The sequence below is a fragment of the Arthrobacter pigmenti genome, assembly GCF_011927905.1.
Classification (GTDB): domain Bacteria; phylum Actinomycetota; class Actinomycetes; order Actinomycetales; family Micrococcaceae; genus Arthrobacter_D; species Arthrobacter_D pigmenti.
The window spans coordinates 376,065-399,482 of sequence record NZ_JAATJL010000001.1; the positions used below are offsets into that span (position 1 = coordinate 376,065).

The following is a 23,418-nucleotide window of genomic DNA, read 5'->3' on the forward strand; positions in this document are numbered from 1 at the left end:
AGCACACTTCCAACACTACTTAGCTACGGGCTTCAGCGTCGCCGACCATTCAGGGAGCTGGCGCCAGCTGAACGGCGTCGAACTTTTCATGGAACCGGTACATGAAGGCTGCCATGACGTCGCGGTTCACGGCGGTGTATGGCCGGAACTCCTGATTGTCGCCCACCGACCAGCCTTCGCTGACCTTCGATTCCGCGAGCCAGGCTATCTCCTTGTAAAAAATGTGGGTTGTTGGCACATCGACGAATGGTGAGCGTGCAGGTGGGGCGTAGTCATACTCGTTGAAACCGGCGAGCCTATACATGAAGACCGCCATCACGTCACGGTTCACCGGCTCATACGGGCGGAAGGACCGCGTTCCGTTCCGGTTGGCCCACCCCTCGCTGACCTTCGATTCCGCGAGCCAGGCAATCTCCTTATAGAAGACGTGGGTAGTCGGGACATCCGTGAAAGGTGACCTGGCTGGCGGGGCGTACTCCAGGCTGCCTGCGAGTCTGTACATGAAGCGCGCCATCACGTCACGATTCACCGCCAACAGTGGTCGATAGGTGGAGGTGCCGTCGTCGTTATTCCAGCCAAGGCTGATGTGCCTTGCCGCCATCCAGGAAATCTCACGGTGAAAGATCCGGCCCGCCCTCACATCGACGAACGGTGCGGGAACCGCCAGGGTATTCTTTGAGGTCGCGCTCGCGGCCCTGTATCCCGGCTTGGACCCTGTTACCTTCACGGACAGTACCGTGCCGATGTCGGCCGAGGTGACGTTATGCCGGGAGCCTGTTGCTCCGAAGATGGGGTTTCCTGACCGATACCACTGGTACCTGAGCGTTGCACCGGCTGTCCAGGAACCGGGGACAACATCCAGCGGGTAGCCGACAGCAGAGAACCCGGTGATGATCGGCGTCGGCGCCTCGAATGTCTTCAGCGACGCCGATGCTGCAGCAACAGCTGCCGTTCCGTCGACGAGCCCCGTGCCACACCCGAGGGCGCAGGGCACAGGCAGCGGACGAGCGCTCTGCTTCATCAGGGATTCGACCTGTGCCGGGGACAGGGCTGGATTCAGCGACAGCATGAGGGCGGCCGCACCGGCAACATGCGGCGCCGCCATGGAAGTGCCCTCCATCATCGCGTACGACTCAGAAGCCGGACCTGTGTCCCCGCTGTTCCAGGTCGACAGAATTCCGCCCTCATCACCGGTGACGAAGTCGCCGCCAGGGGCGCTGACATCCACGCCCGTGCCGAAATTCGAGTACAACGCTCGCGCACCGTCCCGCCCAGTGGCGCCGACACTGATAACGTTGGCGCAGTTCGCGGGAGCCACGTTCGCAACATTCTGATCCTCATTGCCCGCGGCCACAACGACGACGGCGCCCCGCTGGGTTGCCGTATCGATTGCCGACTGGAAAACGCCGTCACATGCGCCGTCTGCACCGAGGCTGAGATTGATAACCTTCGCAGGCGTCGGGTTAGCGGGGACGTTGGACACGGAACCGCCTGCCGCCCACACGATAGCGTCTGCAATATCGCTTTCCCAGCCCCCGCATGCGCCGAGGGCCCGCACAGGCTGGACCTTTGCACCGTAGGCAACGCCTGCAACACCTAAACCGTTGTTGGCTTGGGCAGCGACTATCCCGGCAACGTGCGTACCGTGCCAACTGGACGGGATACGCTCGGTGCCGTTTCCGGTGGGGACGTCGCACCAGTCTCCGGGGTCCTGGGGATTGTTGTCGCGTCCGTTCCCGTCCACGGCTACGTCGAGGTCCGAAACGAAGTCGTAGCCGCCGATCACGTTCCCGGCAAGGTCCCTGTGCGTGGTGATACCCGTATCAATGACTGCAACCCGCACGCCCGCGCCGGTCGAACGGTCCCACGCCGCATTCAGCCTCATACCGGCGATCTGATCCGACAGGTTCCACTGGTCCGGGTAGAACGGGTCGGTGGGCGTGGCGGCAGCCTTCACCCAGCGGTCCACTTCGGCGTACTCCACGTCGGGACGTGCACTGAGTTCATCGAGTACAGCCTGGGCCTGGGCGGGTGTCAGGTCTCCTCCCGCTGCAGTGACAGCGGCGCCGTCGACAGTTGTCTTCACTTCCGTCAGAGGCGTATGGGCGACCCTCGAGGCATCGAGGTACGCCTCCTGACGCACTCCGGCGTTCACTGCGCCGGCTCCCGCGAACTTCACAATAAAGCGGTCCGGATACTCCACGCCGTCGAGGGAAGTAGCCGATTCAAGCATTGTGAAAGAAAGCTCCGCGCCGGACGCAGGAACGGCGACGAGTGAGCCTGCGGTTACTGATGCGAGGACGAGCGCAGCTGCGGCTGAAGACAACCCACGGCGGGTACGGGAAACGATCACCGTTGAATCATGCCAGCGGGACCCACGGAAAACCCTATGTTTCGCCCTGCGCGACCCAAAGCTGATCCACTTCTGCGTTTCCGCTGAGGCTAGCGACAAATTCGCTGCATCAAGGTCTGTATCAAGCTGCGCGCGCCCATCCCACGGCATGTCCCCAGTCGCCGTGGTCTACGTCGATCAGTTCACCGTTCTCACCGCAGCAGAAATCGACGGGCTCGCCGTAACCTTCGCATTCCGGGTCGGTGCACTTCTCGGACAGGACGCCTGCGTACTCATTCCCGTATTCAAGCTCCCACTGGTCCACCTGGCTCATTGCCCATGCATTGCCCCGGAGGGCGAGTTCACGGAGCTCCTCGATGGTGTAGCGGTGGCCCTTCTCAGGGTGGCTGACAGTGCTTTTCGGCTGTGCTGATGTGTTCATGCGATCAAGGTACTGCCGGGCACCGACATTTTCGTTTGAACGCGTCTGGCGAGTCGGGAGGGCTACGAATTAACTGGCAGCAGCGCGGACTGCACGGCGATGATGTTCTGCCCGTACTTGGCGTCGTACGCGTCCTGGAGCGCGCCGTCGTCGTAAACGACTGTGACGAAGAGGTAGCCGTTCTCGACCCATGCGGTAAGCAGCTCTGCGTCTTTGGCCATGAAAAGCTCTTCCTGCAGACGGACCAGATCGGCTTCGTCTCCCACCCCGGGGCTTTCCTTGTCGGTTCGCGGGTCAACAGGTGCAGGCGGATCGTACAGGGACAGTGGAATCGGAGGCTGCGTCACGGTCAGGGCAGAGCCATCCCACGTTCCCTGGACGGCATAGGTACCCCAGGTGACACCACTCGCGCTTTGGGACTGCTCCACCGCGGACCAGTCCCAGCCGATAAGTTCCGGACCGGAACACTGCGGCGGGTACGACTCCATGACGCCGCCGAGACAGAACAGGGTGGGCCCGCCGTCCTTCGAGAGGACGGTTCCCTGGCCGATCAATTCCTCCGAAGCGGCAGGCTGCGGTTCATCGACGGTGCCGCCAGGAGTGGACACCGCGCCGCATCCTGTGAGGACCAGCAGGACGCCCAGAGAGAGGCGGCCTTTCACCACAAAGCCTCCAGATCAGCGTTCGCCGCCGCCAGCAGATGCTCCCTGTCATCGAGTACGTCAACCGGACGTTCACCGTGCAGGTACCCGTTGGGCGCGCACAGCCACTGCAGGATGTGCCTGTCCTTCCAGCCTGCGCTGAGGCTGATCCTGGCGACCTCGGCGATGACGGGCCTTACCGTTCGAGCTTCCCGATCGAATTGAAAGCCGGGGTACAGCACGCGTCCGGCCTTGGTGGCGACTCCCAGGATGCGGCGTTCAGCGGCCAAGCAGCCGGCTGGCGGCCACCCCGGGCCAAGCAGCAAATCTACTTCAGCAGCGCTCAGCAAACCGAACTCAAGTTCGATCGCCCTCCAACGGGCGCAGGCTGCACGTACCGAGCGTGAGTGCGCCTCAGGATGCGCAGTCGCCTCAAGCGTGACCCGGGCCGAGCCGCTTTTCATACGGCAAAGGTACTGCTAAGCGCAGTTCAAAAACACACTTGATAGACAATCGACACTGAAACGGAATATAGGACGGTCTTACCACGTGAAAATCACGACGACGGCGTGCACGCCTCACGCAACGCATCCACAGATTCAGCCGGAACTTCGTCCCCGGCGGCAGCAATTTCGCCCAGTGGTTCCGTAATCTCGGCGGGCACGCCGGCAGTCTCCGCAGCCGTCACCAGTCCGCCCAGCAGTTCCTTGTCCTCCACGCTGACGAGGCCATCCTCCACCAAGCCGCACACCTGCGACCGGACCTCATCAGCGGCGGCGTTGGCCACTTGCGACGCAGCATCGCTGGCAATGTCGCCGGCCGTCTCCTCGATCTGGTTGCAGCCCACCAGAATGGCAGCCGTGGGCACGAGAATGAGCAGTGCTGCTAGTTTCTTCACCACTCCAGTCTAGCCGGACCTGTGACCGGCCCTCTGGGGCTAGCGGTCGAGGTCCTCCGGTTCGAACTGGCTCAGCGGAGATCCACCAAAATTGGCGTCGTCGTCGCTGGCGTCAACCTCCTGATCGGTCATCGCATCTCCGAAATCGACATCCGCCGCGGCTTCCCCGATGGTTGGTTCCTCGGGCGGAACCTGCTCCTCGCCGTCGCGAAAGCGCTCCTCCTCGGTCTCGTCGCGCAGGCTCTGGTCGCTTTCCTCCAGGCCCTCGCCCTGGACGCCCGGCTCATCCTGCAACAGCGGATCCTGATCCCAGTGATCCGGATCGGTTTCTGCTGCCGTGGGATAGCTGTCCGGCTGGCCCTCCTGCACCGGATCCAGAGCCTCCGGCGCGATCGACTCATTAACGGCGTCGGGCTCTTCACTGACGACGTTCAGTTCCTCATCGGGAAGATTCTCAGTCATGACCGATCCTTTCGACGATTCCAGTTCAAGGGACATGCCCTAACAGTAAGCCTACTGAGCATCTGCGGTGGAAGCCAGCCGGCATGAGTCAGTTGTCCACGTGATCCCGCCAGCTGTGCTGCGGCTCGAATCCGAGCACGCTCCGCGCCCTGTCGATGGACAGCAGCGTCTCATGCTCGCCAACGTCCTTGACCACCTCCACAGTGGGAAAGACCTCGGCAGCAAGCGACGCGCTGGACCGGGACATCACTGTGTCGGCTGCAGCGATGATGAACCGGTCGAATCCCGGTCCGGCATTCTCAAGGGCCCGCAGCACCGCCTGGGCTCCGTCGCGTCCATCGATGTAGCCCCAAAGGTTCCATTTCCTCTGCCGTGGATCGTGATCGAAGGACGGGAACTCGGCGTAGTCTTCCGGGTTCATCACATTCGAGAAGCGAAGCGCAGTGATGCTGAGAGCCGGATCCCAGCGGGTCAGCTGAATGGCCATCTGCTCTTCCAGATGCTTCACCAGCGAGTAGGTGCTTTCCGGGCGTACGTCATACCGCTCATCGACCGGAATATATGGTGGGTCCTCGTCAAAGGGCAGTCCCAGGACGGTCTCGCTGGAGGCGTACACGATCCGCTTAACCCCTGCGCGCCTGCACGCCTGGAACACGTTGTACGTCGCCATCATGTTGTTCGAGAACGTGGCGGCATCCGCCTGCAGCCCCGGCGCCGGGATGGCGGCAAGATGTACGACGGCGTCAAAGCCTGAGTGCCTGTCATCCACGCCCAGCAGCGCGTCGACAACGTCGCCGTAACGCGTCAGATCGATCGACAGGAAACCGGGACTGCGCTCACCGTGGAGGTCGAACTCGAGGACATCGTGTCCGGCGTCGCGCAGCCCGACGACGACGCTCCGGCCGAGCTTTCCGCTGGCGCCCGTAACCGCGATCCTCACGCGGGACGCTTCTCGGGGGAGGTGGTCTTCGCAGGATCCCGTTCGGCGAGGTGTCCAATCGCGTCGTCGATCTTCTCCATGAAGGCGGGTTCAAGCGTGATCCCCGCCGCAGCGACGTTCGACTCAACCTGCTCAGGGCGTGAGGCGCCGATGATCGCGGATGCAACGTTGGGGTTCTGCAGCACCCAGGCGATCGCAAGCTGTGCCATGGTCAGGCCTGCTTCGTCGGCGACCGGCTGGAGCTTTTGTACCCCGGTCAGTACCTCATCCGACATCCACCGCTTGATCATGTCCGCGCCGCCCTTGTCATCGGCGGCGCGCGAGCCCTGCTCCGGCGACTGCCCGGGCTGGTACTTGCCGGTCAACACACCCTGGGCCACCGGGGACCATACGATCTGGGAGACGCCCAACTCCTGGGACGCCGGGACGACCTGATCCTCGATGACCCGCCACAGCATCGAATACTGCGGCTGATTGGAGATGAGCTGGAACCCGAGCTCCTTCGCCAGGCCGTGCCCTGCGCGCAACTGCTCCGCGGTCCACTCACTGACGCCGATATACAACGCTTTGCCTTGCCGGACGATGTCCGCGAAGGCCTGCATCGTCTCTTCAAGGGGTGTCTCATGGTCATAGCGGTGCGCCTGGTAGAGGTCGACATAGTCCGTCTGCAGCCTGGTCAGCGAACCGTCAATGGACTCCATGATGTGTTTTCGGGACAGTCCGGCGTCGTTATGCCCCTTTGGCCCGGTTGGCCCCCAGACCTTCGTAAAAATCTCCAGTGACTGCCGGCGCTCGCCTTTCAGTGCTTCCCCGAGGACTGTTTCGGCCGCTGTATTTGCATAGACGTCGGCTGTGTCGAAAGTGCTGATGCCGGCGTCGAGGGCCGCACGGACACACTGGGTGGCGACGTCGTTCTCCACCTGCGAGCCGTGCGTCAGCCAATTGCCGTAGGTGATTTCCGAGATTTTGAGTCCGCTGTTTCCGAGGTATCTAAAGTCCATGGTTTCGATGCTATCCATGCTGATCAACCGCGGTATAGGGCAGCGAAGGATGGGCCGGGCAAACGGCTACACTGAATCGAGTCCTGCCGGCCAGTTGTGATTGAGGAACATGGGTACGTTTACCGCGCGTTTTGCCACCGAGGAAGAACGGGGGAACTGGGATTCATTGGTCACCGCCAACCCCAATGGCGGCAATATGCTTCAGTCGGCATCTTTCGCCGAGGTAAAGTCGCATCACGGCTGGAATCCGTTGTTCGTCGTCTTCGAGTCGGCCGAATACTCCACGTACAACCTCGTCATTGAGAAGAAGGTGCCGCTTCTGGGCCGCTTCTGGTACCTGATCAAGGGGCCTGACGTAGCAACCCCGACGGACGTTCCAGCGGTCCTGTCCGCGCTGACCGAGTTCATCCGCCGTTCAAACCTGGCGGTCTTCGCTGTGAAAATAGAGCCGGACATCATTGACGACGACGACGTCCGCGCGGTCTTTGCCCGGGCCGGACTAGTGAAGACGTTCAATCTGCAGCCCAACGACTCCACTGCGATCCTGGATACAACACCGGAACCGAACCAGTTGTTGAGGAACCTGCACAGCCGAGGCCGGAATGCCGTGCGGCGTGCGGAGCGCGAGGGCGTCACGGTGCAGCGCATGGAACCGACGGATGAGAACTTCCGCACGATGTACCGGCTCATGACGCATATCGAAGACAGGTCCGCCGCCCGGTTGCGCTCCTTCGAGTACTATCAGCGGTTCTGGTCCAACTTCGTCTCGGCCGGACAGGGGCGGTTGTACTTCGTGCACGAGGAGGGCGAACCCTCGGTTGGCGCCTTCGTCATCAACTATGGCCGTAAGGGAACGTACAAGGACGGCGGGTCGAAGCCCCGGCGCTCGCAATACGGTGATTCGCATTTGCTCCAGTGGACGGCCATCACTGATCTCAAGAACGAACACGGCATTGTCGAATACGATTTCTGCGGCACGCCGCCAAGCGACAAACTCAAGGACAAGACCCACCAGCATCATGGGTTGGGACTGTTCAAGACCAGCTTCACCAAAACGGTGACGGACTTCGTAGGTTGTTATGACCTGGTGCTCAGTCCAATCAAGTACCGTGCGTGGCAGAAGCTAGGCGAACGCGTCCTGCGGCAACTGTACTGGCGGCGCCACCGCCAACCGTTCTACTAAACCGCTAGGACCTGCGGCTCTACACTCTGCGGCTCTACACTCTGCGGCTCTACACAAGGAAAGGGGTACCAGTGGCAGATGACACCGGCGAGGACAACCGCCGGAGCCCAAACACCAACCCTTCCCCGGTGGCCGAGCAGCTGCCGGTTGTGCCGAACGCGCCACGAGGGCCTGCGGGCGAGGTGTCGGAAAGGGGTGCGGGCAAGCCGGGCAAACCCACCGACAAGGCTCCCCGCAAGCACACCAACAAGGGGCCGGGCAAGGCCGCATCGAAAATCGCCAGGAAAACGGAAAGTGCGGCGCGGGTGCAGGCCAGCCCAACTGACGCGCTGCCGATTACGCCGCGTTCTGCCCGTCCGGACCGCTCCCACGTAGCAGCGCGCAAAGTGCTTCGAAGGCTGGTGCAGGGCGAAGCTCCGCCAACCCAGGCGATGAACCTCGTCGAGCGCCTCGCGGGCAGCCCCTACGCGAACCCCACCATCCAGGCGGGCGGCCCCGACGTCGGCGCACGCCGGACGCTCGATTTCGCGCTCAGTCTGGCCGAAACGATGTTCCGCTATGGCGCAGGCGCCCTCGAAGTCGAAACAAGCATCATCGCGGTCACAGCCGCGTTCGGGTTGGACAACATCGAAGTGGACATCACCAACCAGTCAGTGGTGCTGAACTACTCGGCGAAGGACCAGACCCCAACCACAGTCCTCAGGGTGGTCCGTTCCTGGACCAACAATTACGCGGGCCTCACACGGGTCCATCAGTTGGTGACCGAGATAGTGGAAGGCGGAGTGGACCGCGCCGAGGCTGTACGCCGCCTGGACGAGATCACCACGAAGCCCAAGCCGTTCCCCCGCTGGATGGTCACTGCGGCGTTCGGAGTGTTCGCGGCGGCCATCGTGCTGTTCATCGGTGGTGGGCCGCTGGGCGCATTGATCTCATTCGGCAGCTGTATCGGCGTGGACCTGCTGTCCCGTCAGCTGAGCCGCTGGCGGGTCCCCGAGTTCTTCGCTACGGCGACCTCCGCGGCCCTCGTGACGCTGACAGCCATGTTGTTCTGGTGGCTGAACGTGCCGATCGCGCCGGGTCTGGTGGTTGTGGGAGGGATCCTGCTGCTCCTGCCCACCGGCCGGTTGGTCTCCGCAACCCAGGACGCAATCAACGGGTTCCCGGTCACCGCTGCCGGTCGTTTTCTCTCTGCATTCCTAGTTTTCGCGGGCATAGTGTCGGGGATCGCCGTCGCACTGGTCATCGGCAACATCATCGGAGTGCCCGAACTGGATGTCACCTCCTCGGACGGGTCGCTTTACCCGCTGCCCGTCGTCGCGGTGCTGGTCTTCATCGCCGTCGCAATGATCTGCATTGCGGAGCAGACCGACATGGGGCTGGTGCTTCCAACCTCGCTGATCGGCACAGCGGGATTCCTGCTCTACTCCCTGGTGGTCGCACTAGGGGTCGGCTACCGGCTTGCGCCCGCCCTGGCGGCGGTCGTGATCGGCATGCTGGCCCGCGTTGTAGCGCTCCGCATGGGAGCACCGCAGTTGGTGGTGGCTGTTCCAGCGGTGATGTTCCTCTATCCCGGTCTCACCATCTTTCGGTCGATGTATGACCTCACCATCGAAGGCGACGTTTCCGGTGCCGGCGCGATCGGCCTTTTCAACGCCCTCACGATCATCCTCGCCATAGCCGGGGGAGTGGTTCTCGGCGACAACCTGGCACGTCCGTTCACCCGGAAGCTCAGTAGCAACGAGCGGCGCCGCAACCGCCGCCGCTGACGATCGGTCCGAATCAGGTGCGCAGCCAGTTCACCGGCGCGGCGCCCTGGGCCTGTAGGAGCGCATTGGCCCTACTGAAGGGGCGCGAGCCGAAGAACCCCCGCGCGGCAGAGAGAGGGCTGGGGTGGGCTGACTCGATGAGCGGGGTGGAACCGAGAAGCGGTTTGAGCTGCTGTGCTTCCCGTCCCCAGAGGATTGCCACCAACGGCTGGTGCCGTTCCGTCAACGCACGAACGGCGGCATCCGTCACCGCTTCCCAGCCGATCCGTCGATGCGAGCCCGTTTCACCGGCGCGGACCGTGAGGACCCGGTTGAGCAGGAGGACTCCCTCCTCGGCCCAGCCGGAGAGATCTCCCTGCGCTGGAGCCTGTGCGTCGAGGTCCGCAGCGAGCTCCTTGTAGATATTCACCAGACTGCGTGGGAGCTTCGTCTGCGGCGAAACCGAGAAAGAGAGCCCCACTGCGTGGCCGGGGGTGGGATAAGGATCCTGTCCCACGATAAGGACCTTTACGTGGCTCATCGGATAGGTGAATGCGCGCAGGATGTGGTCCGGGCCGGGCAACAGGTGGGCGCCATCGTGCTGCTCCGCCTCCAATGTCCGGGCCAGATGGTGCACGTGATCCTGTACCGGCGCCAGCGCTGCGGCCCAGTCCGGCGCCATGACGTCCGTCAGCCTTGCCGGTGCGGCGAACGGCAGTGCTCCGGTGTCTGTTGGCCCGGCCGGGTGGAATAGTGCGCCGTCGTCGTTCATTCCTCTATTTTGGCTGTTCAGGTTCCAATCGCCGAACCGTGCAGGGGAGAATGACAAGCATGTGATTCGCCTCTACCATGGACGAAGAAGTTGGGGCGGAAACAGCGGATTGGACGGTGTGTCGTGGGAGTACAGGGTGCGGCAGTGAAGGTGCAGAATGCCGAGGGGGCCGATGCCGTCAATGACACGCTGGGCGAGAGGGAACAGCGGATGCTGGAACTCGAGCGCCAGTGGTGGAAGTACTCCGGAGCCAAGGAACAGGCGATCCGGGAAATGTTCGACCTTTCGGCGACGCACTATTACCAGATCCTAAATGCACTCATCGACACCGAGGCGGCGCTTGCCCACGATCCGATGCTTGTAAAGAGATTGCGTAGACTACGTACAACCCGACAGCGCGCGCGTTCGGCGCGCCGTCTCGGAGTTGACGTCTAAGGCTACGCCCAACCACAGTTCAAGGATTCCTCAACACATGAGCCAGTTCCCCCGCGACGAGTTCGACAAGGTGCCCGAAACCGCCGCACGTCAGGGAGTGCACAGGGAACGGCTTGTACCGCCCCGATCGGGTGGACTGGCACTGAAGATCCTTGTTGGCCTGATGGTGCTGGCAGTAGGCTTTGCCGCCTACTTCATTTTCCCGCGGCTCGGAATCGGCCAGGCAAGCGAATCAGCACCGGAGACTTCCAGCGCGGCGCCGTCAACGCCATCAACGGAGGAAACCGCCAGTGCGGCTCCCAGCGAGGAGCCGAGTCCTTCCGAAGCGCCCACGCCGGAACCTACACCTGTTGAGACGGAGCCGGAGGCCGTCGTCGACAGGGCGCAACCCGTAGCAGTGCTCAACGCCACTACGGTTGCCGGCCTGGCCAGCACTGCGGCAGGGCGGCTGCAGACTGACGGCTGGAATGTAACCCAGATTGCTAACTGGGCTGGGCAGCCGGTGCAGAGTTCTCTCATCCTGTATAACGGGGAGGAGCAGCGTGCTTCCGCCGAAGAGCTTGGGCGAGTGCTCGGCATAACCACGGTCCAGGGCAACGCTGGTTTCTCCGAAAACATAACCGTCGTGGTTGGGCCCGGCTTCCAGTAATCCGGTCCGGTTAAGGATCAATAACATTCACTGTGTTCTGCATCACTGACGTCCTCAAGTGGGATTAGATGTATTGCAGCCCCGCCATCAACAGCAAGCGGGGGATCTACACAGTGGGAGAACAACATGGCGCAGGGAACCGTTAAATGGTTCAACGCTGAAAAGGGATACGGCTTCATCACCGTAGATGAAGGTGGAGCGGACGTATTTGTGCATTGGTCCGCGATCCAGATGGAAGGCTACCGCGCACTCGATGAGGGGCAGCGGGTGGAGTTTGAGATCGGAGAAGGGCAGAAGGGGCCGCAGGCTGAAGCCGTGCGGCTGGCATCCTGATCCGCACCTACGTTCCAGAACGACGACGGCGCGTTCCCCACACGGGGGCGCGCCGTCGTCGTTGTTTTCCCAACGCGAACAGCTTGCACTCACACCTCTAGAGTGCTAATTATTGACTTAGCACTCGAGCGTGACGACTGCTAAGGCGTCGCCTTTCGAGTGAACAAGCACCTTCTGCGGTGAGGGCAGAACCGGGACGTACAGAGATCATCCCGGTGAAGTCCGTCCGTCGCGGGCATCGCAGACCGGTAGCAGCTGATCAAGACCGTCCCCGAAAGGACCTAAGCCGTTATGGCCAAGATCATTTCTTTTGATGAAGAGGCTCGCCGCGGCCTCGAGCGCGGGTTGAACATCCTCGCTGATGCAGTCAAGGTAACGCTGGGCCCCCGCGGGCGCAACGTTGTCCTCGAGAAGAAGTGGGGCGCCCCCACGATCACCAACGATGGCGTGTCCATCGCCAAGGAGATCGAACTGGACGACCCGTTCGAAAAGATCGGCGCCGAGCTGGTCAAGGAAGTTGCCAAGAAGACTGACGACGTCGCCGGTGACGGTACCACCACCGCCACTGTGCTCGCCCAGGCCCTGGTCAAGGAAGGCCTGCGTAACGTAGCCGCAGGTGCCGATCCCCTCAGCCTCAAGCGCGGCATCGAGAAGGCCGTTGACGCTGTGACCGCCGAGTTGCTCGCCTCCGCCAAGGAGATCGAGACGAAGGAAGAGATCGCCGCTACCGCTTCGATCTCCGCAGGGGACCAGCAGATCGGCGACCTGATCGCCGAAGCCCTCGACAAGGTTGGCAAGGAAGGCGTCATCACCGTCGAGGAGTCCAACACCTTCGGTCTTGAGCTTGAGCTCACCGAGGGCATGCGCTTCGACAAGGGCTACATCTCCGGCTACTTCGTCACCGACGCAGAGCGCCAGGAAACGGTCCTCGAAGACCCCTACATCCTGATCGTCAACTCGAAGATCTCCAACGTCAAGGACCTCGTTGCCGTCCTCGAGAAGGTCATGCAGTCCGGCAAGCCGCTGCTGATCATCGCCGAAGACATCGAGGGTGAAGCCCTGGCTACCCTCGTGGTCAACAAGATCCGCGGCACCTTCAAGTCTGTTGCCGTCAAGGCTCCGGGCTTCGGTGACCGCCGCAAGGCTCAGTTGGCCGATATCGCCATCCTCACCGGTGGCCAGGTCATCGCCGAGGAAGTTGGCCTCAAGCTGGAGAACGCAACCCTGGACCTGCTTGGTTCGGCCCGCAAGGTTGTTGTCACCAAGGATGAGACCACCATCGTCGAGGGTGCCGGAAACGCTGACGAGATCGCCGGCCGCGTGGCCCAGATCCGTGCCGAAATTGAGAACTCCGACTCGGACTACGACCGCGAGAAGCTGCAGGAGCGCCTGGCCAAGCTGGCCGGCGGCGTTGCAGTCATCAAGGCCGGAGCCGCAACCGAGGTTGAACTCAAGGAACGCAAGCACCGCATTGAGGACGCCGTCCGCAACGCGAAGGCTGCCGTTGAAGAGGGCATCGTCGCCGGTGGTGGCGTTGCACTGATCCAGGCCGGTGCCAAGGCATTCGCCAACCTCAACCTGCAAGGCGACGAGGCAACCGGTGCGAACATCGTCCGCATCGCCATCGACGCCCCGCTCAAGCAGATCGCTTTCAACGCAGGCCTCGAGCCCGGCGTCGTTATCGAGAAGGTCCGCGGTCTTCCTGCCGGTCATGGCCTCAACGCCGCAACCGGCGACTACGAGGATCTCCTCGCAGCCGGCGTGAACGACCCCGTGAAGGTAACCCGCTCTGCCCTGCAGAACGCGGCATCCATTGCCGGGCTGTTCCTGACCACCGAAGCTGTTGTCGCAGACAAGCCTGAGAAGGCTGCTCCTGCCGGCGGCGGCGACGAGATGGGCGGCATGGGCGGGATGGGCGGCTTCTAGTCCCCATCCGTTCCCCGCGAACAACAAGAAGGAAGGCCGGTTACCCTGACGGGGTGACCGGCCTTCCTTCTTGGGCATAGCACGCTGTTCCGGCGGGTGCGGGACGGGCGAACCCGCCGGACATCTACGGCTCCGCGGTTCCTAGTGCATGAACATCCGCGCGTTGCTCGCCTCCGCCTCCGAGTACTGCTGGGTTGCCATTCCCAGTGCCTCATTGATGCTGGCCAGAGACTCTTCCACCTTGGCCTGGGTGGCGCGCCAGTCAGTGACGAGCTGCTGGAAGTTCTGCGAGGCCCGGCCCTGCCATTCGGACTCAAGCGAGCGTAGCCCGGACTGCATCGCATTCACCTCGGCCTGCAGCCGGGCAATGGTGTTCTGGACATCCGCGCTCTTGGCTGCCAGCGAATCGGTGTCGACGTGAAAGAAAGTCATTGTTCCTCCTGTGGTTGTACCCGTGTACAGCCGACGCTAGGGGAACGAACTTCTCTACGGGGCGCAGCGGTCAGGAATGTGGAAAACCAGCCGTGAAACGCTCGGCTGTGGAGGACTAGTAGGCCTTCGATTGAATCAGCAGATCGATGCCGTCCAGGATCCGTTCGAGCCCGAACTCGAAGGTCAGCTCTGGATTAGCCGTGGCGTTGTATGCCTCACCCGCAGCCTGGCCAACCCTGCCTGAGACGGGGTAGCGGCTTCCATCCATGATCTGTTCAAGGAGTGGGGCGTTGGTTTCCCACCATTGGAGGTCGCTAAGGCCGGTGCTCTGCTCTATCCGTTGCGCGTTGAGCCTGCCGCGGGCCGGCCCGGACACGAAGCCGACCACGAGCGCCACAATCTGGTCCATCTCGATGTCATCAAGCCCAATCCCTTCCACGGTACCGAGCTGCCACTCATAACGATCCGCGCTGTTTGGCCCGATCGGCGGACGGCTCGTGTCAACCTCCAACAGCCAGGGATGGCGCAGGTACTCGTCCCACTGAAGGCGAGCCATACGGGTGAGGCGCTCCCGTGGTGATCCAACGTGCTCCGGGGTGCCCTGTTCGCCCACCACCCAGTCGACCATCAGGTCGATGAGCTCGGACTTGCTCGGAACGTAAGTGTAGACGGACATTACGCCGAGTCCCAGCCGCTCCGCGATCCGGCGCATTGTGACGGCCTCGACCCCTTCTTCATCCGCGAGCGCGACGGCGGCGATCACGACGTCGTCCACGCTCACTTTTTGCTTCGGGCCGCGGCTGCCCTGGGGCTCGCCGAGCTGTTGGCGCCAGAGCAACTTGAGCGTGCGGTCCACGTCTCCCGTGCCGGTCGATTCGATTGCCATTCCCACTACCCTACCTTCTCCGTATGGTGTACGCTGATGATCCAAACTACGGCGTATGCCGTACGGAATTAAGGACGGTTATGAGCACGGAGAGTGCAATGACAGCTCAGGGATTACGGAAGCGCTACGGGGATACGCAGGCGCTGGACGGCTTCGATCTTGAAGTGCGCGCCGGCACCATCCACGGACTGCTGGGTCCAAACGGTGCCGGAAAGAGTACGGCTGTGAGCGCGCTCTGCACGCTCATAGAGGTGGATTACGGCACCGCGAGTATCGCCGGCCACGATGTGGCGACCGAGGGGCAGCTGGTCCGCAGCCGAATCGGGCTGGTAGGGCAGTCGCCGGCCGTTGATGAAGTGCTGGGCGGGCGGCAGAACCTGGTGTTGTTTGGGCGGCTGTTCGGGTTGCGCAAGTCCGCTGCGGTGGAACGCGCAGCGGAGTTGCTGGACCGGTTCGAGTTGACCCAGGCCGCCGAGCGCCCGGTAGCTACCTACTCGGGCGGCATGCGGCGCAGGCTGGACATTGCCGCCGGTCTCATCCGGCGGCCGGCCGTGCTGTTCCTCGATGAGCCCACGACCGGCCTGGACCCCCGTGGCCGCAATGAGGTGTGGGCGACCGTGCGCGAGGTCGCCGGCGAGGGGACCACCGTACTCCTCACAACCCAATACCTGGACGAGGCCGATCAGCTGGCAGACAGCATTTCGGTCATGGACGCAGGCAGGGTCATCGCCGAGGGCACGCCGGAAGAGCTCAAGAGGCAACGCGGCGGTAACAGACTGGAGGTGGTGATCAAGGACTCCCGCCGGCTGCAGGACGCTATGCAGGTGCTTGGCGGCGCCCTGGGAGTCCCGGCACGGGCCAGCGAAGGCGTCCGCACCATAACGCTCGAGGTCCCCGACCGCTCGACGGCCCTTCTCGCTGCGGTCCGCGCGCTTGACTCAGCCGAACTGGAAGCGGACGACCTTGTGCTGCGGCGTCCCACCCTGGACGAAGTGTTCCTCGCCCTCACCGAGACCGATCCGGCCCGATCCGCACGTATGGAGGCACAATGACTGACGTTACATACACGGGGACAGGCCTGATCAAAGCGCTGCGGGACGGCTGGATCATCACTCAACGGGATCTGCTCCACTGGGTGCGCCAGCCCGCGACACCCATCTTTGGGGTGATGTTCTCGATCATGCTGCTGCTCATGTTCGGCTTCCTCTTCGGCGGTGCGATCGAAGTACCGGGCGGAGGGAGCTACATCCAGTTCCTGTTGCCCGGAATGCTGGCACTGACGATGATGTTTGGCCTGGACGAGACCATGACCGCCATCTCCAGCGACGCGAAGAAGGGCATCACCAGCCGGTTCCGGTCCCTGCCCATCGGAAGCACAGCGGTTGTCCTCGGACGAAGCGGCGCCGACATGGCCTATTCAGCGCTCAACCTGGGCGTCCTCGTGGTTGGAGGGCTGCTCATCGGCTGGCGGATAACCTCGGACCTGGGCTCGGCAGCGCTCGCCGTCGTGCTTCTCCTCTGGCTGCGCTTCGCACTGTTGTGGGTAGGGATCTTCCTCGGCCTTACGCTGAGGAATGCGGGCGCGACGACGGCGGTGCAGGTTCTCATCTGGCCGCTGGGTTTCCTGTCGAACGTGTTTGTAGCGCCGGAGACCATGCCTGGATGGCTGGGTGCAGCAGCCCAGTGGAATCCGATCTCGGCAACCGCAACCGCGGCCAGGGAACTCTTCGGCAATCCGACCGGCGCGACCGGCGGCTGGCTCGCGGACCATGCGCTCACCATGGCGCTTCTCTGGCCGCTGGCCATCACGGCGATCTTCCTACCGCTTTCCGCGCGGGCATACCGCAAGCTGCGCAGCTAGCAGCGAGGGGTACCCGGGCGAGCGGAGCGAGTTTGGGGGAGCTGTGACGCGCTAGCAGCGAGGGGTACCCGGGCGAGCGGAGCGAGTTTGGGGGAGCTGTGACGCGCTAGCAGCGAGGGGTACCCGGGCGAGCGGAGCGAGTTTGGGGGAGCTGTGACGCGCTAGCAGCCGGCGCTATTCCGCTCCGGTGACCTCGTCCGTCCCTGCGGCGTGAGGTAGCCGGATCGACAGCGTGGCTCCGCCTCCGGGAGTTTCATCGAGGCGGACTGTCCCGTCATGCTGCGCAACAAGGGCGGCCACAATGGCGAGTCCGAGGCCGGTTCCTCCCGTTTCCCGGTAGCGGGAGGAATCAGCACGGTAGAAGCGCTCAAAGACCCGCGCCGCGTCGTCGTCGGAAATGCCCGGCCCATGGTCGCGCACCTCGATCACTGAATCGCTCCGGCCATGGATGACAGGTGCGACCCCCACCGCGATCTCGATGGGTGTGCCTTCGGGTGTATAGCGCAGGGCGTTGGTCATCAGGTTGGCCACAACCTGGCGCAGCCGCGCCTCATCGCCGACGGTCGGCGCGTGCCTGGCCTTGCCGCCGTCGAGGCCAATCACGCGGATGTCCCGCTCAGGGGCGATTGCCCGGGCGTCAAGGGCGGCATCGTTGCCCAGCACGAGCAGGTCAAGTGGCTGGGATTCGAGCGGGCGCTGCTCATCGATCCGGGCGAGCGTCAACAGGTCCTCAACGAGCTGCCCCATGCGCTTTGCTTCGCTTTCGATGCGGCCCATGGCGGCGCGGACGTCGTCGTCATTCTGTAGGGCACCATGGCGGTACAGCTCCGAGAAGCCACGGATGGTGACCAGTGGAGTGCGTAGCTCGTGGGACGCGTCCGCGACGAACCGGCGCATCTTCCGCTCCGAATCCATGCGCGCAGCAAACGCAGACTCGATATGCGCCAGCATCGCGTTCAGGGAGCGGGACAGCCGGCCCACTTCGGTGGCCGGCCGCTCCACCTCGACACGCCGCGACAGGTCGCCGGCGGCGATCGCCGCGGCGGTCTTCTCCACGCGGCTCAGCGGACGGAACTGACGAGTGACCGCCAGGTACGCCACCAGGGAAGCGGCAGCGATCGCGAAGAGACCCACGGTGAAGATGATGCGTCCCGCCTCGGAGACCGCATCATTCACGGACGTCATCCGCGTAGCCACCGCAATGGAGCTTTCGCCATCGTTGAGTGTGAAGGCGACTACGCGCCAGTCGCTCTCGCCCTGCATCCCGGGAACGGTGAAGCCGGATCCGCCCAGGGCCTTTACCTTCTGAAGGGTTAGTCGGGGAATGTCAGGGACATTGAGCTCAGAAGAGTGAGTGGTGCGGACGGGGAATCCCTCAGAGTCCAGCCAGACTCCGTAGAACCGGAAGAGATTCTGGCTGGCGTCCGACTCCACGCTTCCCATGCTGTAGGACACTGCCTGCGCGTTTGCTTCGATGTCCTGGTCCATCTGGGTGACCAGGCTGTTGCGAAGCAGCGAGATGGTGACGATTCCGGTGATCGCGACAGTGACCACCATGAGCAGGGTCATGATGGCGATGAGCTGCGTACGCAGCGACGCGGAATTCCAGTATCGAGACAAGGCTATGACGGTGCGGGATTACCGTTTGTCGGCGGTACGCAGGAGGTAGCCGACACCGCGTTTGGTCTGGATCAGCGCCGGCGCATCGGGATTCTTGTCGATCTTGCGACGAAGGTAGGAGATGTAGGACTCCACAATGGAAGCGTCCCCATTGAAATCGTACTCCCACACGTGGTCCAGGATCTGTGCCTTGGACAGCACCCGGTTGGGATTCATCATGAGGTAGCGCAGCAGCTTGAACTCGGTGGGGGAAAGGTCTATCACCTCACCGCCGCGACGGACCTCGTGGGCGTCGTCGTCCAGTTCAAGATCGTCAACGCGGATGACCGCGCCGTCGTCGTCAAGCGGCTGGGTACGGCGAAGCACAGCCCGGATACGCGCAACAACCTCATCGAGGCTGAAGGGCTTGGTGACGTAGTCATCGCCTCCGACGGTGAGGCCGGTGACCTTGTCATCGGTGTCATCCCGGGCCGTCAAAAAGACCACGGGGAAGTGGCGGCCGGCCGCGCGCAGGCGCCGGGTGACTGTGAAGCCGTCCATGTCCGGCAGCATCACGTCGAGGACGGCGAGATCCGGGTTATGGGTTTCTGCCGCGGCCAGGGCATCGCGTCCGTTGGCGGCAGCCACGACGTCGAACCCCGCAAAACGCAGCGAGGTGGACAGTAGCTCCCGGATATTCGGCTCATCATCGACTACAAGTAGTTTGGCTTCAGGTACCGACTTATTCACGGTTCCCAGTCTGCTCCCAGTAGCTGGGAGTTTTCTGGACGTATTCGGGGAGCTTGTGGACAGTCAACTGGTTATGTCTGAGGGATATCCGCAGCGTCCATGATCGTGTATGCATAACCCTGTTCTGCGAGGAACCGCTGGCGCTTGGCCGCGAAGTCCTGGTCAATGGTGTCGCGTGCCACGACGGTATAGAAGCGGGCAGCGCGGCCGTCACCCTTGGGGCGCAGCAACCGGCCTAGGCGCTGCGCTTCCTCCTGGCGCGAACCAAACGATCCGGACACCTGAATTGCCACCGACGCTTCCGGCAGGTCGATCGAGAAGTTCGCGACCTTGGACACCACCAGGGTGTTCAGCTCCCCGGCGCGGAAGGCGTTGAACAGGCGTTGTCTCTCCTTCACGGACGTCTCACCCTTGATGACGGGAGCGTCCAGCCGCTCGGCGAGTTCATCCAGCTGGTCAATGTACTGGCCGATGACCAGCAACTGCTCGCCCTTGTGCGATGCAACGAGCTTCTCCACTACGGAGTTCTTCGTCTCGGACGTTGCGCAGAGACGGTACTTGTCGCCGTCGTCGGCCATTGCGTACGCAACCCGCTCGTCGCGGGGGAGATCGACACGGACCTCCACGCAATCGGCGGGGGCGATGTAGCCCTGCGCCTCGATGTCCTTCCACGGCGCGTCGTAGCGCTTCGGGCCGATGAGCGAGAACACCTCGCCCTCGCGCCCGTCCTCGCGCACCAGCGTGGCGGTGAGCCCGAGCCGGCGGCGGGCCTGCAGGTCGGCGGTCATCCGGAAGATCGGCGCCGGGAGCAGATGTACCTCGTCATAGACGATCAGGCCCCAGTCGTTGGCGTCGAGCAGTTCGAGGTGGGGATACAACCCGCCTCGGCGGAGAGTGAGCACCTGATAGGTGGCGATCGTGACCGGCCGGACTTCCTTGACCGAGCCCGAGTACTCGCCGATCTCATCCTCGGTCAGCGACGTCCGCTTGAGCAGCTCATCTTTCCACTGCCGGGCTGACACGGTGTTGGTGACCAGGATCAGCGTGGTGGTGGAGCTGGTGGCCATCGCGGCTGCCCCCACCAGCGTCTTGCCTGCGCCGCAGGGCAGGACGACGACGCCGGACCCGCCCGCCCAGAAATTCTCCCTCGCTACTTTCTGGTACGGCCGGAGGGACCAGCCGTTCTCCTCCAGCACGATCGGGTGCGGGGTCCCGTCCACGTAGCCTGCGAGGTCCTCCGCCGGCCAGCCCAGCTTGAGCAGCAGCTGCTTGAGCTGACCACGCTGTGAGGAATGCACCACCACCGTCTCACCGTCGATCCGCGGACCGAGCAGCGGTTCGATCTTCTTGGCGTGCAGCACCTCCTCAAGGATCGGGTAGTCGTTGGTCCGCAGGACGAGTCCGTGCTGGGCGTCCTTCTCGAGGCGAAGGCGCCCGTAACGCGACATCGTCTCCTCGAGGTCGATCAGCAGCGCATGCGGGACCGGGAAGCGTGAATACTTCAGCAGGGTGTCCAATACCTGCTCGGCGTCCAGGCCCGCAGCGCGCGCATTCCAGAGGCCCAGCGGGGTGAGTCGGTAGCTGTGCACGTGCTCCGGTGCGCGTTCGAGTTCGGCGAACGCCGCGATGGCATGCCGCGCCTCAGTTGCCTGCTCGTGGTCCACCTCAAGCAGGATGGTTTTGTCGCTCTGGACGATCAGCGGCCCATTAGGCATCCGTCAAGCCCCTTCCACAGTTTCCACATCCATGATCCGGTGCACGGAAATTACGCGTTCAGTGTCTTTCTCGGGATCGATCAACCTTACGCGCCCACCCGAAACCGACAGTGGAACAAAGATCTGCCGGATCGAATTCCCGACGCTGTCCGCGAAACCCAGCCTGACCGGCTGCCTGGTCCTGATCGCCGTCCGGAGCGTCTCAAGTCCGATCAGCGCCTCGCTTTCCGCCCCGGAGGCAGGACCGGGCCGCGCACTGCCCCGCAACACTTGCAGTTGCGCGGCGGCGTCTTCATCGGTGAGAACCCAGGGATTGGTTCTGGTGGCGGGTAAGAACGACGACGACGACGGCGCGCCGCCGCCTGCCCGGACCGACGGACGCGGCACCGCACCTCCTTCGAGGGCGGGAGAGTAGCCGAGCTCCCTCAGCGCGCCGGACAGTTCGGCCGGGGTGGCCTGCGCCGTCACGACGGTCGGAGCCAGCTGGACGAGCCCAAGCGCCGCGGCTGCCGGATCTGCCAGCAGGGCGGTCAGTGCGGCGTCGTCGTCGCTGCGCACGTAACTGAAGGCCGGACCCACGCGCAGGGATCCATAGCGGGACGCAGTGTCCTCAACGAGATACCGCAGCGGCTGAGGCACATCGGTTGCCGAGTGCTTGTTCAGGAAAGCGAGAATCGACGCCGCGTCTTGTCCATCATCGAGCGCGTTCCGGATGGATTGTGCAGAGAAGCGGTATACCGTTGCCGGACCCTGTCCTTCGGCCGCAGCCAGCAGGGCGAGCTCGCGTGCAACCGGCGGTTCGAGATAACCCGGTGCGACGGCGGTCAAATCTGCTTGCAGCATGAAGTGGCTGAGCGGTTTGGGCAGGGCATCGCGCAGCGAGAGGAGGGCGTCATCGAAGCGTTCTTCTGCGACGGCGGCTCCCAACCCGGTCAGGGCTCCAGAACCGAGCAGGCCAAGATGTCCCATCTCGGCCAGGATTCCCGGCACCAGGCGGGCGAAGCGCCGTCGCAGCCGGGGCCGTTCCCAGGCGAGCAGTGTGATCAGTGCAGGTGCGTCCAATACGCACGCACCGCCGTCGTTGGCAGCCTCAGCCGAAAGCGACGCGGCGGCGACGAGCGTACGACGACGGACTGCCGGGGCATCCGTGCGGATTGCCTCGGAGGAGAGTGCATTCACCTGGCTGCCGGTCGGAAGTTTGCCACCGATCAGGGACGGGGCCCGTTCCAGGTCGAGCCACGCACGGACAAGCCTGGCCCACTGTTCGTCCCGGTCGATCGAGTGCCAGGCGCCGTCGGAGACCGCCACCCAGCGGGAACTGTCGGGATCCAGGACGATCAGCCGGGCAGCGGCACCCAGCTCGAGCAGCCACACCACCTGCTCGCGATCTGCCCGAATGGCGTCAGCCAGGCGACGGATCTCCCGTACGCCCACTCCACCCGTGCGCAGAGTCGTGACCGGGTTCCCGTGGATGACGGCGAGTAACTCGGTGAGGAGCCTCAGTGTTTCAGCCAGCGCGCCGAAGGCGGCGTTGTCGCGGAGGCTGAAGCGGACTGATTTGAGGCTCGGCACCGGGGGAGCGACCGGCAAAGCAGGAATGATGACGCCGCCGCGGGCCGCGATGCCTACTTCGCGGGGCAGTTCAACGTGGTTGGCATCCAGTCGGATCAACAGCCCACGCTCCAGCAGCCACTGCACGGGAGTTGCGGACATTGCCTCTGACGCGGGAGCCGAACCCACGGGTGACGCGGTGAGCTTCTCGAGCAGGGCGCCCGTTCGCTCGGGCGCCAGCCCTATTATGGTGTCCCAGCAAACGGCCAGCCCCGTTACAAGGGTGGCGGCGTCGTCGTCGGTGGTTGGTAGTCCGGGGAACCGGACGCCCTCTGCGCGAAAGGTCGCCACCCCGTTGTGTACATGGACGGCATATTCCGGATACTGCTGCGACAGGGCGGTTATGGGGCGCCCGAGGCCACCGGGGTAGGGTCCGAGTGCCTCTGTGAGCGTATCCAGGGGAAAGTAGGCGGAACGGCCTTTTGCTGTGCCGGTGCGAAGCAGCGCGAGCGCATGCAGGTGCGCAAGAAGCGGTTCCAGCGTCTTGGCCGTGGTGTTCGCGATGTACCTCTTCAACTGCGCGGCAGTGGTGCCCGTGGCGGCATCAACATCCGTTGCAAGCACCACGGTTTCGAGCACCAGCAGTTGCGGGGCGGTAAGGCTTTCCAGGGCGCGCTGCACGCTGACACGGGTAGAGGCGCGGGCAGCGAGGGCGGAGAAATCGGGAACCGGCGGGAGCACCACGTCCGGGCGCGCCGAGATCAGCTGCCGGAGTTCGGCATCGCTTCGGGAAGCCAGGTCCCGGGACAGGGCGCGGATGGCGGACACCGTATTAACGTTACTCGTACGTGGTGAGGGCGGCGTT

Annotated in this window: 23 protein-coding genes; 8 read left to right on the top strand and 15 right to left on the bottom strand. The window is 63.5% G+C overall.

The genetic code is table 11. From position 1 onward, the window contains the following. Window positions 1-49: 49 nt before the first annotated feature. The 8 genes from BJ994_RS01830 to BJ994_RS01865 all read right to left on the bottom strand — a co-directional run bounded on the left by BJ994_RS01830 (window position 50) and on the right by BJ994_RS01865 (window position 6,716). A complete protein-coding gene (locus BJ994_RS01830; protein WP_167990842.1) occupies window positions 50-2,353 on the bottom strand; it encodes a S8 family serine peptidase in 2,304 nt (767 codons plus the stop codon). Window positions 2,354-2,474: 121 nt separating this feature from the next. Further along, window positions 2,475-2,774, bottom strand: coding sequence for a hypothetical protein (locus BJ994_RS01835; RefSeq protein WP_167990844.1), 300 nt, complete (start codon window positions 2,772-2,774; stop codon window positions 2,475-2,477). A gap of 62 nt (window positions 2,775-2,836) precedes the next feature. Further along, window positions 2,837-3,436, bottom strand: coding sequence for a hypothetical protein (locus tag BJ994_RS01840; protein ID WP_167990846.1), 600 nt, complete (start codon window positions 3,434-3,436; stop codon window positions 2,837-2,839). After that, window positions 3,433-3,879, bottom strand: coding sequence for a hypothetical protein (locus BJ994_RS01845; RefSeq protein ID WP_167990848.1), 447 nt, complete (start codon window positions 3,877-3,879; stop codon window positions 3,433-3,435). Before BJ994_RS01845 ends, BJ994_RS01840 begins: the two co-directional genes overlap by 4 nt. Before the next feature lie 92 nt (window positions 3,880-3,971). Further along, entirely contained in the window at window positions 3,972-4,316 is a 345-nt protein-coding gene (locus BJ994_RS01850) for a hypothetical protein (RefSeq protein WP_167990851.1), read from the bottom strand. A 36-nt stretch (window positions 4,317-4,352) separates the two neighbouring features. Continuing rightward, on the bottom strand, window positions 4,353-4,775 hold the full coding sequence (locus tag BJ994_RS01855) for a hypothetical protein (protein WP_167990853.1): 423 nt from the start codon (window positions 4,773-4,775) through the stop codon (window positions 4,353-4,355). A gap of 88 nt (window positions 4,776-4,863) precedes the next feature. Further along, window positions 4,864-5,715 carry an NAD-dependent epimerase/dehydratase family protein gene (locus BJ994_RS01860; protein ID WP_167990856.1) on the bottom strand — a complete coding sequence of 284 codons (852 nt, stop codon included), beginning with the start codon at window positions 5,713-5,715 and terminating at the stop codon, window positions 4,864-4,866. Next, window positions 5,712-6,716 (bottom strand): aldo/keto reductase family protein, encoded by a 1,005-nt coding sequence (locus BJ994_RS01865; protein ID WP_167990860.1) that lies wholly within the window; start codon window positions 6,714-6,716, stop codon window positions 5,712-5,714. The genes BJ994_RS01860 and BJ994_RS01865 overlap by 4 nt, the downstream gene beginning before the upstream one ends. A 109-nt stretch (window positions 6,717-6,825) precedes the next feature. Between BJ994_RS01865 and BJ994_RS01870 the strand changes: the two genes are divergently transcribed. Both BJ994_RS01870 and BJ994_RS01875 read left to right on the top strand, forming a co-directional pair. After that, window positions 6,826-7,899 carry a lipid II:glycine glycyltransferase FemX gene (locus BJ994_RS01870; protein ID WP_167990874.1) on the top strand — a complete coding sequence of 358 codons (1,074 nt, stop codon included), beginning with the start codon at window positions 6,826-6,828 and terminating at the stop codon, window positions 7,897-7,899. A gap of 275 nt (window positions 7,900-8,174) precedes the next feature. Further along, on the top strand, window positions 8,175-9,665 hold the full coding sequence (locus tag BJ994_RS01875) for a threonine/serine exporter family protein (protein WP_425339398.1): 1,491 nt from the start codon (window positions 8,175-8,177) through the stop codon (window positions 9,663-9,665). A 13-nt stretch (window positions 9,666-9,678) separates the two neighbouring features. On the opposite strand, the gene BJ994_RS01880 is transcribed toward BJ994_RS01875, so the two are convergent. After that, a complete protein-coding gene (locus BJ994_RS01880) occupies window positions 9,679-10,416 on the bottom strand; it encodes a uracil-DNA glycosylase (RefSeq protein WP_167990876.1) in 738 nt (245 codons plus the stop codon). 144 nt (window positions 10,417-10,560) lie between these two features. Between BJ994_RS01880 and BJ994_RS01885 the strand changes: the two genes are divergently transcribed. The 4 genes from BJ994_RS01885 to groL all read left to right on the top strand — a co-directional run bounded on the left by BJ994_RS01885 (window position 10,561) and on the right by groL (window position 13,759). Further along, a complete protein-coding gene (locus BJ994_RS01885; RefSeq protein ID WP_167990878.1) occupies window positions 10,561-10,851 on the top strand; it encodes a DUF3263 domain-containing protein in 291 nt (96 codons plus the stop codon). A 37-nt stretch (window positions 10,852-10,888) separates the two neighbouring features. Further along, window positions 10,889-11,500 carry a LytR C-terminal domain-containing protein gene (locus BJ994_RS01890; protein WP_167990881.1) on the top strand — a complete coding sequence of 204 codons (612 nt, stop codon included), beginning with the start codon at window positions 10,889-10,891 and terminating at the stop codon, window positions 11,498-11,500. A gap of 126 nt (window positions 11,501-11,626) precedes the next feature. Next, window positions 11,627-11,833: a cold-shock protein gene (locus BJ994_RS01895; protein WP_167990883.1), complete on the top strand. Its 207-nt coding sequence runs from the start codon at window positions 11,627-11,629 to the stop codon at window positions 11,831-11,833. 291 nt (window positions 11,834-12,124) lie between these two features. Then, complete coding sequence (gene groL, locus BJ994_RS01900; protein WP_167990886.1) at window positions 12,125-13,759, top strand: chaperonin GroEL; 1,635 nt, start codon at window positions 12,125-12,127, stop codon at window positions 13,757-13,759. A gap of 141 nt (window positions 13,760-13,900) precedes the next feature. Here the strand turns inward: groL and BJ994_RS01905 are convergent, their stop codons facing one another. Both BJ994_RS01905 and BJ994_RS01910 read right to left on the bottom strand, forming a co-directional pair. Continuing rightward, a complete protein-coding gene (locus BJ994_RS01905; RefSeq protein WP_167990888.1) occupies window positions 13,901-14,191 on the bottom strand; it encodes a WXG100 family type VII secretion target in 291 nt (96 codons plus the stop codon). 115 nt (window positions 14,192-14,306) lie between these two features. After that, window positions 14,307-15,077 carry a TetR/AcrR family transcriptional regulator gene (locus BJ994_RS01910; RefSeq protein ID WP_167990890.1) on the bottom strand — a complete coding sequence of 257 codons (771 nt, stop codon included), beginning with the start codon at window positions 15,075-15,077 and terminating at the stop codon, window positions 14,307-14,309. 80 nt (window positions 15,078-15,157) lie between these two features. Here BJ994_RS01910 and BJ994_RS01915 point away from each other — a divergent pair, with 80 nt between their 5' ends. Both BJ994_RS01915 and BJ994_RS01920 read left to right on the top strand, forming a co-directional pair. After that, window positions 15,158-16,129 carry an ATP-binding cassette domain-containing protein gene (locus BJ994_RS01915; RefSeq protein WP_167990892.1) on the top strand — a complete coding sequence of 324 codons (972 nt, stop codon included), beginning with the start codon at window positions 15,158-15,160 and terminating at the stop codon, window positions 16,127-16,129. Then, a complete protein-coding gene (locus BJ994_RS01920) occupies window positions 16,126-16,938 on the top strand; it encodes an ABC transporter permease (protein WP_167990894.1) in 813 nt (270 codons plus the stop codon). The genes BJ994_RS01915 and BJ994_RS01920 overlap by 4 nt, the downstream gene beginning before the upstream one ends. A gap of 174 nt (window positions 16,939-17,112) precedes the next feature. Here BJ994_RS01920 and BJ994_RS01925 read toward each other — a convergent pair whose 3' ends face one another. From BJ994_RS01925 to BJ994_RS01940, 4 genes are all read right to left on the bottom strand, one after another. Further along, window positions 17,113-18,558 (bottom strand): sensor histidine kinase, encoded by a 1,446-nt coding sequence (locus BJ994_RS01925; protein ID WP_245192224.1) that lies wholly within the window; start codon window positions 18,556-18,558, stop codon window positions 17,113-17,115. Window positions 18,559-18,576: 18 nt separating this feature from the next. Then, a complete protein-coding gene (locus BJ994_RS01930) occupies window positions 18,577-19,287 on the bottom strand; it encodes a response regulator (protein WP_167990896.1) in 711 nt (236 codons plus the stop codon). Between the two features lie 71 nt (window positions 19,288-19,358). Next, window positions 19,359-21,002, bottom strand: a complete 1,644-nt coding sequence (locus BJ994_RS01935; RefSeq protein ID WP_167990898.1) for a DNA repair helicase XPB — start codon at window positions 21,000-21,002, stop codon at window positions 19,359-19,361. Window positions 21,003-21,005: 3 nt separating this feature from the next. Next, window positions 21,006-23,381 carry a helicase-associated domain-containing protein gene (locus BJ994_RS01940; protein WP_167990900.1) on the bottom strand — a complete coding sequence of 792 codons (2,376 nt, stop codon included), beginning with the start codon at window positions 23,379-23,381 and terminating at the stop codon, window positions 21,006-21,008. Window positions 23,382-23,418 lie beyond the last annotated feature (37 nt).

Bases quoted from the DNA above. Each gene is read 5' to 3' on its own strand.
- BJ994_RS01835 (WP_167990844.1), bottom strand. From the start codon at position 2,774: ATGAACACATCAGCACAGCCGAAAAGCACTGTCAGCCACCCTGAGAAG.
- BJ994_RS01845 (WP_167990848.1), bottom strand. From the start codon at position 3,879: ATGAAAAGCGGCTCGGCCCGGGTCACGCTTGAGGCGACTGCGCATCCT.
- BJ994_RS01855 (WP_167990853.1), bottom strand. From the start codon at position 4,775: ATGACTGAGAATCTTCCCGATGAGGAACTGAACGTCGTCAGTGAAGAG.
- BJ994_RS01865 (WP_167990860.1), bottom strand. From the start codon at position 6,716: ATGGACTTTAGATACCTCGGAAACAGCGGACTCAAAATCTCGGAAATC.
- BJ994_RS01870 (WP_167990874.1), top strand. From the start codon at position 6,826: ATGGGTACGTTTACCGCGCGTTTTGCCACCGAGGAAGAACGGGGGAAC.
- BJ994_RS01880 (WP_167990876.1), bottom strand. From the start codon at position 10,416: ATGAACGACGACGGCGCACTATTCCACCCGGCCGGGCCAACAGACACC.
- BJ994_RS01890 (WP_167990881.1), top strand. From the start codon at position 10,889: ATGAGCCAGTTCCCCCGCGACGAGTTCGACAAGGTGCCCGAAACCGCC.
- BJ994_RS01895 (WP_167990883.1), top strand. From the start codon at position 11,627: ATGGCGCAGGGAACCGTTAAATGGTTCAACGCTGAAAAGGGATACGGC.
- groL (WP_167990886.1), top strand. From the start codon at position 12,125: ATGGCCAAGATCATTTCTTTTGATGAAGAGGCTCGCCGCGGCCTCGAG.
- BJ994_RS01905 (WP_167990888.1), bottom strand. From the start codon at position 14,191: ATGACTTTCTTTCACGTCGACACCGATTCGCTGGCAGCCAAGAGCGCG.
- BJ994_RS01910 (WP_167990890.1), bottom strand. From the start codon at position 15,077: ATGGCAATCGAATCGACCGGCACGGGAGACGTGGACCGCACGCTCAAG.
- BJ994_RS01915 (WP_167990892.1), top strand. From the start codon at position 15,158: ATGAGCACGGAGAGTGCAATGACAGCTCAGGGATTACGGAAGCGCTAC.
- BJ994_RS01920 (WP_167990894.1), top strand. From the start codon at position 16,126: ATGACTGACGTTACATACACGGGGACAGGCCTGATCAAAGCGCTGCGG.
- BJ994_RS01935 (WP_167990898.1), bottom strand. From the start codon at position 21,002: ATGCCTAATGGGCCGCTGATCGTCCAGAGCGACAAAACCATCCTGCTT.